The 13651-nt window shown below is 62.8% G+C and carries 12 protein-coding genes and 2 pseudogenes; 12 read left to right on the forward strand and 2 right to left on the reverse strand.

Features of this window, described 5'->3' with window-relative positions:
- Positions 1 to 43: 43 nt before the first annotated feature.
- The 4 genes from AAFX91_RS13245 to AAFX91_RS13260 all read left to right on the forward strand — a co-directional run bounded on the left by AAFX91_RS13245 (position 44) and on the right by AAFX91_RS13260 (position 3877).
- The gene (locus tag AAFX91_RS13245; protein ID WP_245475832.1) at positions 44 to 661 is read left to right on the forward strand and encodes a DsbA family protein; all 618 of its coding nucleotides are present in this window, start codon (positions 44 to 46) and stop codon (positions 659 to 661) included.
- Between the two features lie 190 nt (positions 662 to 851).
- Positions 852 to 2258, forward strand: coding sequence for an MFS transporter (locus AAFX91_RS13250; RefSeq protein WP_394566786.1), 1407 nt, complete (start codon positions 852 to 854; stop codon positions 2256 to 2258).
- A gap of 12 nt (positions 2259 to 2270) precedes the next feature.
- Complete coding sequence (locus AAFX91_RS13255) at positions 2271 to 3458, forward strand: acyl-CoA dehydrogenase family protein (protein WP_394566788.1); 1188 nt, start codon at positions 2271 to 2273, stop codon at positions 3456 to 3458.
- A gap of 17 nt (positions 3459 to 3475) precedes the next feature.
- Positions 3476 to 3877 carry a VOC family protein gene (locus tag AAFX91_RS13260; RefSeq protein ID WP_282531164.1) on the forward strand — a complete coding sequence of 134 codons (402 nt, stop codon included), beginning with the start codon at positions 3476 to 3478 and terminating at the stop codon, positions 3875 to 3877.
- A gap of 279 nt (positions 3878 to 4156) precedes the next feature.
- On the opposite strand, the gene AAFX91_RS13265 is transcribed toward AAFX91_RS13260, so the two are convergent.
- The gene (locus AAFX91_RS13265) at positions 4157 to 4876 is read right to left on the reverse strand and encodes a Spy/CpxP family protein refolding chaperone (RefSeq protein WP_394566790.1); all 720 of its coding nucleotides are present in this window, start codon (positions 4874 to 4876) and stop codon (positions 4157 to 4159) included.
- Positions 4877 to 5284: 408 nt separating this feature from the next.
- On the opposite strand from AAFX91_RS13265, the gene AAFX91_RS13270 reads away from it, so the two are divergent.
- From AAFX91_RS13270 to AAFX91_RS13300, 7 genes and pseudogenes are all read left to right on the forward strand, one after another.
- Positions 5285 to 6625, forward strand: a complete 1341-nt coding sequence (locus AAFX91_RS13270; RefSeq protein WP_130578207.1) for an ABC transporter substrate-binding protein — start codon at positions 5285 to 5287, stop codon at positions 6623 to 6625.
- A 125-nt stretch (positions 6626 to 6750) separates the two neighbouring features.
- On the forward strand, positions 6751 to 7689 hold the full coding sequence (locus AAFX91_RS13275; protein WP_130578206.1) for a carbohydrate ABC transporter permease: 939 nt from the start codon (positions 6751 to 6753) through the stop codon (positions 7687 to 7689).
- Complete coding sequence (locus tag AAFX91_RS13280) at positions 7689 to 8600, forward strand: carbohydrate ABC transporter permease (protein WP_130578205.1); 912 nt, start codon at positions 7689 to 7691, stop codon at positions 8598 to 8600. Before AAFX91_RS13275 ends, AAFX91_RS13280 begins: the two co-directional genes overlap by 1 nt.
- A 4-nt stretch (positions 8601 to 8604) precedes the next feature.
- A pseudogene (locus tag AAFX91_RS13285) lies at positions 8605 to 9561 on the forward strand (ABC transporter ATP-binding protein); the annotation flags it as partial.
- 4 nt (positions 9562 to 9565) lie between these two features.
- Positions 9566 to 10372: pseudogene (locus AAFX91_RS13290) on the forward strand (hydroxyacid dehydrogenase); the annotation flags it as partial.
- 146 nt (positions 10373 to 10518) lie between these two features.
- Entirely contained in the window at positions 10519 to 11430 is a 912-nt protein-coding gene (locus tag AAFX91_RS13295; protein WP_394566791.1) for an amidase, read from the forward strand.
- Between the two features lie 102 nt (positions 11431 to 11532).
- Positions 11533 to 11949 (forward strand): hypothetical protein, encoded by a 417-nt coding sequence (locus AAFX91_RS13300; RefSeq protein ID WP_282531160.1) that lies wholly within the window; start codon positions 11533 to 11535, stop codon positions 11947 to 11949.
- A gap of 142 nt (positions 11950 to 12091) precedes the next feature.
- Here AAFX91_RS13300 and AAFX91_RS13305 read toward each other — a convergent pair whose 3' ends face one another.
- Positions 12092 to 12610, reverse strand: coding sequence for a DUF1993 family protein (locus AAFX91_RS13305; protein ID WP_245475831.1), 519 nt, complete (start codon positions 12608 to 12610; stop codon positions 12092 to 12094).
- Between the two features lie 91 nt (positions 12611 to 12701).
- On the opposite strand from AAFX91_RS13305, the gene AAFX91_RS13310 reads away from it, so the two are divergent.
- On the forward strand, positions 12702 to 13484 hold the full coding sequence (locus AAFX91_RS13310; RefSeq protein ID WP_394566792.1) for a transporter substrate-binding domain-containing protein: 783 nt from the start codon (positions 12702 to 12704) through the stop codon (positions 13482 to 13484).
- Positions 13485 to 13651: the final 167 nt, after the last annotated feature.

A 13651-nucleotide genomic window follows, 5' to 3' on the forward strand; every position in this document is an offset into this window, starting at 1 on the left:
AGTATTTTCCTTGCCTCTTCTCAATCGTACGACCAGCGCTGCCTTGGGATTCATTATCCTGCTTGCGCTACTTGCTCCGCCGATAGATCGGGAGGCGAAGGCACAAAGCGCGACCGCTGCCGCCCTCGCCAAGCCCGTATCATTACCCGACATCGCAATCGGCTCGCCAAAGGCGCCGGTGACGATCATCGAATATGCCTCGATGAGCTGTCCGCATTGCGCAGCGTTCGGCGAAAACGTCTTTCCGATGCTGCGTTCGAAATATATCGACACCGGCAAGGTCCGGTTCGTGTTTCGCGAATTCCCGCTCGACATCAAGGCCGCAGCCGCCTCGATGCTGGTGCGTTGCATCGGCAAGGACGATCCGGAAAAGCACTTGGCCGTCATCGAGACGCTGTTCAAGCAGCAGGCCCGCCTGATGGATCAAACAAAGGAAACGCTGTTCCTGGTCGGCAAGCTCAACGGGATGAGCGAGCAGGAAGTCGAAACCTGCGAGACCGACCAGGCGCTGCTCGATAAGATCGCCGCCGACCAGCGCTACGCAATGGAGACGCTTAAGGTCGACGCGACGCCAACCTTCTTCGTCAATGGCGAACAATGGAAGGGCGCGATGTCATACGAAGAGCTGGACGCGAAGCTCAAGACCCTGCTCAAGCGCTAGGCCTTTTCGCTCTCGCACATGCGATTGTGCAGAGCGGGATACATCGCCTCATTGTCACAACGCGGACGTGCTCCGCGTGCTGGTGGGCTTGTCGTTCGCCGCAGCCCAAGGATAGCTTCGTCGTCCACAGGCGGGGCGATGGGCGCGACGCCCGCTTGAATCAAATGAACAGGCGCCATGGGGAAACGCCATGTTCGAGATTCTCGATCGCCGGAGGAGTCTGACCGGCAACCAGATCAAGATCCTTTCGGCTGCTATCATCGGCGACGCGCTGGAATTCTTCGATTATTTCCTGATCGGCTTCGTGCTCGCCTTCCTGATCGGGCCGTGGAAGCTCACTTTCGGACAGTCGGCGACGGTGCTGATGAGCTCCGGCATCGGCGCCATCATCGGAGCCTATGTCTGGGGATGGCTCGCCGACCGGGTCGGGCGCCGCATCGTGTTCATCGGCACCGTGCTCAACTTCTCCATCGCCACCGGCCTTCTGTACTTTACCCCCGATAACGGCTGGATCTATCTCGCGGTCCTGCGCTTCTTCGTCGGCACCGGCGTCGGCGGGCTTTATTGCGTGGACCTGCCGCTCGTGCAGGAGTTCGTGCCCTCGCACAAGCGCGGCTGGGTCGGCGGCCTCGTCACCTGCGTGATCCCGCTCGGCGTCGGGCTCGGCGCCGTCCTTGGGGCGTTCATGGGCTCCGACCAGTGGCGGCTGATGTTTGCGATCGGCGTGCTGCCGTCCCTGCTCGTGCTGCTGGTCCGGCTCTGGGTTCCGGAGAGCCCGCGCTGGCTGTGCCGCCAGGGCCGCTACGAGGAAGCGCGCAAGTCGCTCGCCTGGGCGCTGCAAGTGGAGCCGTCCTCCCTCCCGCTGCCGACAGCGGCCGATGCCGGCCCGGTGATCAAGACGAGCTGGCTCGATCTCTTCAAATATCCGCGCAGCCTGATCGTCTCCTGGCTCGGCAATGCCGGCGCCCAGACCGGCGTTTACGGCATCACCCTGTGGGCGCCGGCGCTGTTCGTGCTGATCCTGAAGGTGACGCCGCAGGAAGCCGCCAAGATGATGATCCTGCTCAGCGTGTCCGGCTTCCTCGGCCGCATCTCCTTCTCCTATCTCTCGGAGCTCCTGGGACGGCGGACCTCCGGCGGCCTGCTCGGCTTCGGCGCCGGCACGCTGACGATCATCGCGGGCTATCATTACGACGCAACGATGTTCGGCGTCTCCGCGTTCTGGCTGCTCTTGACCCTGGCGTTCTTCTTCGCCGATGGCGGCTTTGCCATTGTCGGGCCCTATGCGGCGGAGGTCTGGCCCTCGCATCTGCGCACCACCGGCATGGGCTCGGCCTATGGCTTCGGCGGTATCGGCAAGATCATCGGTCCGGTCGGCCTTGCGCTGATCGTCGGCTCCAGCAACTACCTGAAGCCCGATGTGCCGCTGACGCAGATCCCGACCGCCTTTGTCTATCTCGGATGCTGGTTCCTGATGGCCGGGCTTGTCTATTACTTCCTCGGCATCGAGACCAAGGGCAAGTCGATCGAACAGATCGATCGCGAGCTGACGGCCGGAGCCGACGTGGCCGCGACCGCGTCGGTTCGGCAAGCCTAGGAGCTTTGAGCGATGATCGCGACGTCTGCCGAACTTGCGGGCGATCCGGCTGTGCTCGCCCGCGCGAAAGCGGTGCAGCCACTGGTGGCAGCGGCCGCAAACGAGATCGAGCAAACGCGCCGGTTGCCGCCGGCGTTGCTTGACCAGCTCCATGACCACAGGCTGTTTCGCCTGTTGCTGCCGCGGTCGTCGCAGGGGATCGAGACCGATCCCCTCACCTTCTTCCATGTCATGGAGACCATCGCCCAGGCCGATGCCTCGACGGCGTGGTGCCTGAGCCAGGCCGGCGGTTGCGCGATGGCGGCCGCCTATCTCGACCTCCCGGTCGCGCATGCGGTGTTCGGCGATCCCCGCGCGGTGCTGGCCTGGGGTCCCGGCCCAAAGGTGAAGGCGGTCGAATGCGAGGGTGGCTACCGCGTCACCGGCGTCTGGTCGTTCGCCTCCGGCGGGCGACACGCCACCTGGCTCGGCGCGCATTGCCCGGTCTATGCGGCCGACGGCTCGCCGAAACGCGATGCCAATGGCGCGCCGATCGAGCGCACCATGCTGGTGCGGACCGAGGACGTCGAATGGACCGACATCTGGAACACGGTCGGCCTGCGCGGCACCGCCAGCGACCAGTTCACGCTGAACGACTTCTTCGTCCGCGCGGACCATTCGATCATCCGCGAATTCGAGCGCGAACGCCGCGAGGACGGACCGCTCTACCGGATGGGGTCAGGCACCTGCTACCAGGTCGGCTTTGCCGGCGTCGCTTGCGGCATCGCCCGCGGTGCGCTCGACAATTTCGTCGACGTGGCGCGCAACAAGGTGCCGCGCGGCGCCAAGAGCCCGCTGCGCGACAACGCCGTGGTGCAGTCCGGCCTGGCCCTGGCCGAAGTCCATCTGCATGCCGCGCGCGGCTTCGTGCTGCAATCGATGGTCGACATCTGGAAAGACCTCGTCGCCGGCAACGACATCACGGTCGAGCAGCGGATCACCATCCGCATGGCCGCCACCCACGCCATCCACAAGGCGCGCGAGGCAGTCGACTTCGCCTACAATGCCGCGGGCGCAACCGCGATCTTCGAAGGCCATCCGCTCGAGCGCCGCTTCCGCGACATCCACACCGTGACCCAGCAATTGCAGGGCCGGCTCAGCCATTTCGAAACCGTCGGCGCCTGGATGATGGGTGCCGACTGCGACCTGACCTTCGTCTAGTTTCCAGGGAGAACACCATGCCGCTCGGCCGACTGCAGCATTACACGATCGAACCGCAGGACCTCGAAAAGACCAAGAACTTCTATTGCGACGTGCTGGGTCTCGAGAACGGCGAGCGGCCGCCGCTCGATTTCCCCGGCTACTGGCTTTATTCCGGCGGCGTCGCCACCGTGCATCTGATGGGCACCCGCAAGCCGCGCGAGGGCATCGTGGTCCGCGGCACCGAGAAGACATACGAAGACACCGGCCGGCTCGACCACATCGCCTTTGCCGCGACCGACGTCGATGGCGTGCGCAGGCGCCTTCGGGAGCACAACATCCAGTTCCGCGAAAGCATCGTGCCACGCACCGGCGACACCCAGTTCTTCTTCTACGACCCGGACGGGGTTGCCGTGGAACTCAACTTCGCCAAGGCCTAGCAAAGGTCTAGCAAAGGCTCTCCGGGCATAAGTTCCACACCGGTTCATCGGCCAGCCCTGCGCTGGCCGAAGCCATTTTGTGGCGCCACGCCAACGGGTTCCCGACAAGACCTTCAATCAGCCATAAGTCCGGCCTGAATCAGTCGAGGTTTCTTCAACTTTGCATGACGATTGGAGGGGCCGCGCCGCTGCGGCAGGATAGCCGGGTGCCGCGCCTTCAACCTACCCCAGGGCATGGTTGCCCGGCTATTCGTGGCGGTCATCGAAGCGCGCCCGCGCTCAATCCAGCCCCCGCTCGTGGCTTAAGCGGACCATTTCGTTGATGAAGGTCTGCTTCTGCTTGTCGTCGAGGCTTGCATAAAGCGGTTCGGCGGCATCGGCCACGTTGCGCTGGTCGACCGCGCGATCGTTGAGGAACTGGGCCTCATTGCGCATCTGCTCGACGATATCGTCCGGCGGGTCGCGCTTGGCGCGGGCAATGCGCAGGTTCACGCGATCGGCGCCGTTGTGACCGAGATAGTGCATCGCACTATTGAAGCCCGCCCAATACTTCTCCTGCTCGGGCGTGAGGTTCAGCTCTTTTTTGATCCGCTCGATATTGGAGTCGCTGTTGGCGACGATCTGTTCGGCCGTGAGCTGCGGCACGTTCGCCTGGGTCAGCATCTGCGGCTGCTTGGCGGCCTTGTCCTTTGCGGCCTTTGCGGCCTTGCTGCTCCTGGCCGGAGCGCCTTGCCTGTCGGCTGGCGCCGGGTTGGTGTTGGTGCCGGTGAGTACGCCGGTCACCCCCGTGACCACGCCAACCACACCTCCGATCGCGCCGCCCAAGACGCCACCGACCGGCCCGGCGGCCTTGTTGCCTTCACGGGCCCCCTGCTGGACGCCCTGGACCAACCCTTGCGCCTCCGCGCGCGGCGAGGCGTTGACGGACAGGATAGCAGCCACCGCCAGCGCGGCGAAGAGCCTCAAGCGCGCACGCAGCTTCGATACCAAGCTTGGCATTATCGGAGTCTCCATGATCGATCGTGATTGCGGCTGACGCACCGCCGATTCCGGACTTTATCGTTCTCGGCGCGAGCAGGTCTACCTGTGGCGTCGCTTCGGTCCAAAGGTGAACCGCGAGGGCGACCTGGACCCGCCCGCTTTGCAACGCCTCGCGTGCGCCGCAAGAAGATTTCTGCCAGCGCCCTGCGGCAGGCATAGCGCGAAGATTAACAGATCCGACTGCCTGCAATTTGCACACAACGTTAGTTCTACGAAAGCATTCACCTGATTTCTCGACAGGCGCCGACAATTCTGCTCTGATCTAAAATGAGGAAATCGCCCCGCCGCCTCGAATGCGGCGAGCCAAAAAAACAAAAACGAGATTTCGCAAGTCTTTGACGGTCGGCTCACCAGGGAGGGAACGCCATGTCACGGAAGAAGCTGTCTCGACGAGAATTTGTTGCGGCTACAGCGCTGTCATCGGCAGCGCTGGTTACGGCTCCTTACATCCGCGGCGCCTATGCCGCGGGCACGCTCTCGATTGGTTTCTGGGATCACTGGGTGCCCGGAGCCAACAAGGCTTCGACCGAGCTCGTCAATGAATGGGCGGCGAAGGAAAAGGTCGAGGTGACGATCGATTACATCCCGAGCCAAGGTAATAAGAACCTGCTGACGATCGCCGCCGAAGCCCAGGCGAAGTCCGGCCATGACATTCTGCAGATGCCCACCTGGTGGCCGCAGGCGCACGCCGAACTGCTCGAGCCCGTCAACGACATCATGGACCAGCTCGTCAATCAGAACGGCAAGGTCAACGGAACGGTCAATTATCTGGGGCAAGCCAACGGCAAGTGGCTCGGCGTTCCCGCCAGCGTTGGCAGCCAGATCAAGGGCCCCTGCTCGCGCATCGATCTGATGAAGAAACATGCCGGCATCGACGTGCAGGAAATGTATCCGGCGGGCGCGCCGCCGAAAGACGAGAACTGGACATTGGACACGTTCCTGAAGGCGGCCGAAGCCTGCCACAAGGCCGGTGTTCCCTTCGGCATCGGCCTCGGCGAGACCAGCGACAACGTCGACACCGCGGGCGCGATCTTCCAGTCGTACGGCGCCGAGCTCGTCGATGCCAAGGGCAACCTGACCGTCAAGACCGATGCGGTGCGGCAGTCGCTCGAGTTCTACAAGAAGCTGATCGCGTTCCTGCCGCCGGATGTGTCGGCATGGGACGACGCTTCCAACAACAAGTGGCTGGTTTCGGGCAAAGGGGCGATGATCATGAATCCGCCCAGCGCCTGGGCCGTCGCCAAACGCGACGCGCCGCAGATCGCCGAACAGTGCTGGACGCACGGCTTCCCGGCCGGACCGAAAGGCCGCTTTGCGCCCTATCTGCCTTTCTTCTGGAACATCTGGGCGTTCTCGAAGAACAAGGCAGCCGCCAAGAGCCTCTTGGTCCACCTGTCGCAGCCGGCATCGGTCGAGAAGATGGTGGTGGCGAGCGGCGGCTATGACCTGCCCGCCTATGAGAATCTGACGAAGCTGAAGGTTTGGGAGGAGGAAGGGCCCCCGAAGGGCACTCTCTTCAGCTATCCGGACCCCTACCATAGGCAAACGCTGTCGATCGCGGCCTCGCCGGCGCCGCCCAAGATCGCGCAGCAAATCTATGCGCAGGCAACGCTGACGAAAATGTGCCTGCGCTATGCCCAGGGCGAAGCGATGGAAAAGACGCTCGCCTGGGCCGAAGGCGAGTGTGAAGGCTTCATGCGGAGCTGAGAACGAACGTGTCGTCGCGGTGACCCGAATCGGCCGCCGCGACACGGACCGTCGCCGCTGTTGGCGGCATCAGGTCCGACGTTCCGGATTCTCCGTTGAAATAACTCTCGCGAGGAAGATCGATCATGGCCGATGTCGCCCTTCACCCGAACCGTGTCCAGGCAACAAAAGCCACACGGAGGCGCAACGGTTTACACAATGCGCTGAGGCGCAAGTCGACGGTCGCGTTCCTGATGACGTTACCGCTGATCCTCCTCGTCGCGGCGTTCGTCATCTATCCCGCGTTCTACTCCCTGCATCTGGCGACGCTGAACAAGTCGATGACGAAATTCATCGGCCTCGGCAATTTCGAGTTCCTGTTCAAGCGCGACACGTTCTGGCTGGTGGTGAAGCAGTCCTGCATCTTCGCGATTTCGGCCGTGATCTTCAAAGCGTTGATCGGCTTCATCGTCGCGCATTTCGTGCACAACGTTCCTGCCAACAAGCAGCGCAGATGGCGCGGCATGTTGCTGGTGCCCTGGGTGATCCCACCGGCGATGAGCACGCTCGCCTGGCTGTGGCTGTTTGACCCCTCCTACAGCGCCTTCAACTACACGCTGTCCTTCTTCGGCATCGGGCCGATCCCATGGACCGGCGATGCGAACTGGGCGCGTTTCTCCGTCATCCTCGTCAACGTCTGGTATGGCGCGCCCTTCTTCATGATCATGTACCTGGCGGCGCTGAAATCGGTGCCCGAACAGCTCTATGAGGCGGCCGCCATCGATGGCGCCAATTGGTGGCAGCGCATCTGGTATGTGACGCTGCCGATGATGCGCAACATCATCGCGATCACGACATTGTTCTCTTTGATCGTCACCTTCGCGAATTTCGATATCGTGCGGATCCTCACCGCCGGCGGCCCGCTCGACCACACCCACATCTTCGCGACGTGGGCGTTCCGCATCGGCATCGAAGGCAGCGATATCCCGCTCGGCGCGAGCGTCTCGTTGTTCATGGTGCCGATCCTCGCGGTCGCGGCGATCTTCATCCTGCGCGATATCTCCAAGCGAGGGAACGAAGCCTGATGAGCGCAATCACGATCGACAAGGCCGGACCGAGCCGCAAGGTCAAATATGGCAGCATCAGCCGCGACCGCGCCTGGGCGCTGCGCTGGTCGTATTTCTTCCTGGTGCTGTTCGCGATCTTCTCGCTGACGCCGCCGCTCTACATGCTGATCACCTCGCTGAAGAGCAGCGCCGAGATCTCGGCGGCGACCAACCCGTGGTGGGTGTATCATCCGACGCTCGAGAACTATATCGGGCTGCTGACATCGAACCAGTTCCTGCGCTTCTTCTGGAATTCGGCCTGGGTCTCGATCTTTGTGGTCACCATCACCATGCTGATCAGCGTGCCGGCGGCCTTTGCGCTGGCACGGATGAAGTTCTGGGGCTCGGCAACGCTCGCGACCGGCGTGTTCCTGACCTACCTCATTCCGGACACGCTGCTCTTCATCCCGCTGTTCAAGATGTTCGTCCTGATCGGCGACTGGACCGGCATCCAGCTCATCAACCGCTGGTACGTGCTGCTGTTCATCTATCCGACGCTGACGGTGCCGTTCTGCACCTGGATCATGATCGGCTATTTCGCCTCGATCCCGAAGGAGCTCGACGAGGCCGCGATCATCGACGGCGCGTCCTGGTTCCAGACGTTGACGCGGATCTTCATTCCGGTCGCACTGCCCGGCCTGATCGCGGCGACGATCTTCGCCTTCACGGTCTCCTGGGCCCAGTTCCTCTATCCCCTGGTGTTCACGACCTCGACCGACCAGCTCGTGCTGCCGGTCGGCATCATCACCACCCTGATCAAGGGCGACGTGTTCAACTGGGGACAGATCATGACCGGGGCGCTGCTCGGTGCCGCGCCGCCGCTGATCATTTATGCCTTCCTGATGGACTATTACATTGCCGGCCTGACCGCCGGCGCGACAAAGGGTTGAACTCATGGCCGAAGTTTCGCTGCGGAAAGTCGTGAAGCGTTATGACGAAGTCGAAGCGGTGCGCGGCATCGATCTCGACATCGCCGACCATGAGTTCGTGGTGCTGGTCGGTCCATCCGGCTGCGGCAAGTCGACCACGCTGCGGATGACCGCAGGGCTGGAAGACATCTCGGACGGCGACATCACGATCGGCGGCGACATCGTCAACGACGTGCCGCCGAAGGACCGCGACATCGCGATGGTGTTCCAGAACTACGCGCTCTACCCGCATATGACGGTGGCCGAGAACATGTCCTTCGGGCTGCGGCTGAAGCACTATCCCAAGGCCGAGATCAAGAGCCGGGTGACGGAAGCGGCGCGCATGCTCGACATCACCGACCTGATCGACCGCAAGCCGAAGCAGCTCTCCGGCGGCCAACGCCAGCGCGTCGCCATGGGCCGCGCCATCGTGCGTAATCCCAAGGTGTTCCTGTTCGACGAACCCTTGTCCAACCTCGATGCCAAATTGCGCGTGCAGATGCGGATCGAGATCAAGAAGGTGCACCAGAAGGTCCGCACCACCACCGTCTATGTGACCCACGACCAGGTGGAGGCGATGACGCTCGCCGACCGCGTGGTAGTGATGAATCATGGCCGCATCGAGCAGATCGGTGCGCCGAACGAGCTCTACCACAAGCCGGCGACCCGTTTCGTCGCCAGCTTCATCGGCTCGCCCGCGATGAACTTCGTGCCCTGCCGACTCGAGGATGTCGGCGGGCGGCTGCATGTGCGCCTGACCGACCGCCTCGCCTTCCCGTTACCGCCCGCACGTGCGGCCCGCTACCAGGCCGTGCCCCGCACCGACAAGCTTCTGCTCGGAATCAGGCCGGAACACATCGCCGAGGCCCGGCCGCATCTGCACCCGGGAGTCGAGCCGTTCGACGCCGTGCTCGACGTCACGGAGCCAATGGGCATGGAGACCCCGTTTCGGCGAGCCGGAGCTCGAAGCGTCCGGAGATATGAAGGTGGTGACGCGGATCGGCGTCGGTTACGACGCGGTCGACGTCCCGGCGCTCTCGCGCCGCAAGGTGCCGCTGATGGTGGCGGGCACGGCGAACTCGCCGTCAGTGGCCGAACACGCCCTGTTCATGATGCTGACGCTGGCCAAGCGCGCGCAGAAAATGCATGCTGTCGTCAAGGATGGCGCCTGGGCGAACCGGCTCGGCGTGCTGCCCTTCGATCTCTACGGCAAGACGGTGTTGATCGTCGGATTCGGCCGCATCGGCACCCGCACGGCCAAACGGTGCCTCGCGATGGAAATGCAGGTGCTGGTTTACGATCCCTACAAGCCGGTGAGCGAAATCGCGGCCGCGGGCTGCGAGGCGGTGCCGGATCTCGACGCGGCGCTGCCACGTGCTGATTTCGTCACCATCCATTGCCCGAAGACGCCGGAAACGATCGGCATGTTCAACGCGGCGCGCTTCAAGCTGATGAAGCCGACCGCCTATCTCATCAACACCGCCCGCGGCGGCATCGTCGATGAGAAGGCGCTGCACGACGCGCTGGTATCCGGCAGGCTTGCCGGCGCCGGCCTTGACGTGTTCGAGCAGGAGCCGCCGCCGGTCGGCCAGCCCCTCCACAGCCTGCCGAACGTGATCATGGCGCCACACGTTGCCGGCGTCACGGTCGAAGCCGTCGACCGGATGAGCGAGCAGACCGCACGCAACATCCTGAGCGTCCTTGACGGCGCGCCGCTGCGGCAGAACGTGATCAACCAGGACGTGCTAAACTAATCGGATAAAACCGTCTATCTTCGGACGGGCCGACAACGATCGGCCCGTCATCAGCGCATGGCCTGTGGATACCGCTGCTTCCGAAAGGTCATGCTCCAGCAAGAGGGATAGAGACGAATGCGCGTCGTTCGCTCTAGGTGTGGAATATGGCTTTCAAGGAATTCGGCAATTACGACGCGGTGGGCCTCGCCGAGCTGGTCCGCAACAAGCAGGTCAGCCCGCGCGAACTGCTAGACGAAGCGATCGCCCGCACGGCCAAGGTTGATCCGGAGATCAATGCCGTCGTCGTCAAGCACTACAATTATGCCGAGCAGCAGATCGACAAAGGGTTGCCGGACGGACCCTTCACGGGCGTGCCGTTCCTTCTGAAGGACCTCGACCTCCTGCAGGGAACGCGCACGACCTCCGGCGCCAGCGTTAACAGGGATTTCGTCGCGGACCACAGCAGCACCCTCACCCAGCGCTTCCTCGACACCGGCGTGACCATCTTCGGCAAGACCGCGAGCCCCGAATTCGGGCTGATGCCGACCACGGAGACGCGCCTGTTCGGGCCGACCCGCAATCCCTGGAATCTCGCGCATTCCTCCGGCGGCTCCTCAGGCGGCGCCGCCGCCGTTGTCGCCGCACGCATCCTGCCCGTGGCGCACGCCAGCGATGGCGGCGGCTCGATCCGCATCCCGGCTTCTGCCTGCGGCGTGTTCGGCATGAAGCCGAGCCGGGCCCGCAATCCGGTCGGTCCCGATCGTGGCGAGGGCTGCGACGTGTTCCTCAGTCCGACGCTGTGCACGCCGCCGATCCGGCTCGGCGAGATCAACACCATGTCGGACGACCTGGCACAGATCGGTCCGCTCCTGCGGCGCTACATGCCGGGTACCTCGATGTTCAACATGTCCGGCCAGCCTGCGATGTCGGTGCCGCTGGCCTGGAGCAAGGACGGCCTGCCGCTCGGCATGATGTTCGCCGCCAAGCTTGGCGACGAAGCAAGGCTGTTCCGCCTCGCTGGCCAGCTCGAGCAGGTGCGGCCCTGGAAGGACAAGCGTCCGCCGGTATGTGCGTAAGGGAAAAGCTGCCGCAGGGCCAAAACTCAGCCTCATTCCGGGGTTGAGTAGACGGGAAGTGTCGGCAACCATCTTTGCCGACCAACCCCAGGGAAAGAGATTTTGAGCCAGAGCGATCCTACCGATAATGCGCTTGCCGCCATCGCCAGCATTTTGGACGAGCAGCACGCGCCCCCGCCGATCGAGAAGCCGCAGGCCGAGCCGGCGGCGGTCGAAGAGGAGCCCGCGAGCCCGCCACCGCTGGAAGCCCATGGCTATTCCAAAGTCGGCCCCGGCCCGATGGCCGCCCTCCGCTTCAAATGGACGGTGCGCGAGCAGGATGGCCAGTATTATGTCGACGAGACCATCGGCGAGAATTCGAAGCCCTTGGTGAGCGGCCCGATGGATCGCGAGGCCGCGATCAGGTTCGTGGATGACCGCGAGGTCGACGCACATCATCGCTTTGAGGTTTTGAAGCAGGAAATGGCCAGCCGCGCCGCCGTCGCCAGCCTGGTCCGCGAGGAAGGCGGCGAGATATAGAGCGTTTTCGAGCGAAGTGGATACCGGTTCGCGTAGCAATCAAGTTTACGCAGATTGCGTAGACTTATCTGCGCAGAAAACGCGTCGAAACAAGAATTTAGAGCTTCGGTTCTGATTCAATCAGAACCGAAGCTCCCCCCAGCTACGCCGGTCTTGGCGGCCCCAGGAAATCCTTCTTGACGAGATCGACGCCGGCGTGACGCAGGATGTCGTAGGCGGTCGTGACGTGAAAGAAAAACTGCGGCACGCTGAAGCCAAGCAGCAGCGACCGCCCGGTGAAGGTGCGCTGCGCGCCGCTCTTGAAGGTGAACACCACCTCCTTGTCGCCGGCCTCGTCGATCGCAGCACGCGGCAGGCTTTGGACGAAATCGATCGTGGCTGCGATCCTGAGCTTGAGCTCATCAAGATCAGGCTCGATGCCGCCGAACCTGAGCGGCTCGTGCCCGGCCAGCAGCGCGCAACAGGCGATCGCATGGCGATTGGCTTCGCCCACCTGCTGCCTGAGACTGTACATGTTCGGATAGAGCCGCATGCCGAGCAGCACGGCAGGATCGATGTTTCGTGTCCTTGCGTAGGCGGACGCGTGATCGAGCAGCCCGGAAAGATTGCGAAGATATGGCACGAATACGCCGACCGATGCTTCGTAAACTGAGATTGTCACGATTTGACTTCCTTTGACTGGCTCGACGGGCACATTCCATCTAAAGCCGTCGCAACAGACTATCATCGAGGCAATCGATGGAGGAACTTTGATGTTGCGCGCATTCGTCGGCCTTGTGGCCGCCATGCTGATGATGGCTTCCGCCCACGCCCAGCCGGCAGCGTCGCCTTCCCGGCTCGACGACATCATCCGGCGCGGCACGCTGCGGGTTGGCATGACCGGGGACTATGCGCCGTTCAGCTTTGTCGACAGGACGACGCCCGGCTTCAGGGGATTCGATGTCGACATGGCGGAAGCGCTCGGCAAGGCGCTCAGCGTCAAGGTCGAATATGTCAAAACGGGTTGGCCGCAGATGACGAACGATTTGGAAGCCGACCGCTTCGACATTGCGATGAGCGGCATCTCGATCACGCTGGAGCGCCAGAAGAAAGGCTTCTTCTCAATCCCGATCGTGCGCGAAGGCAAGACGCCGATCACCCGCTGCGCGGATGTCAACAAATACCAGACGCTTGCCGAAATCGACCGTGCCGGCACGCGCGTCATCGTCAATCCCGGCGGCACCAACGAGCGCTTTGCGCGGGCGCATGTGAAGAACGCCGAGATCAAGGTCTTCGACGACAATACCAGGATCTTCGACGAGATCGCCAAGGGCGATACCGACCTGATGATGACGGATGCGTCCGAGACGCGCTACCAGCAGAAACTGCATCCCGGCGTGCTCTGCGCGGTGCATCCCGATCAACCGTTCGACTTTGCGGAAAAGGCCTACTGGCTGCAGCGCGACGTCCCGCTGAAGTTCTTCGTGGATCAATGGCTGGACATCGCAATGAAGGACGGCACGTTCAAGCGCATCTATGCCGCCTGGTTCGAATGATCCATGCAGCAGCATCAGCCGCGTTCGACTGGAAAATTGACCACTTTATGAGCGCTAACTAGACTGGTGACCAGCCGTTTGAACCAAAGCCGCTAGTGGTTCATCACAGTGATTTTGACGTTTTGATACCGAGCCATTCGAGGATCGGCAAGTTTTCGGGTGGCAGG

The organism is Bradyrhizobium sp. 31Argb, assembly GCF_043638955.1.
Classification (GTDB): Bacteria; Pseudomonadota; Alphaproteobacteria; order Rhizobiales; family Xanthobacteraceae; genus Bradyrhizobium.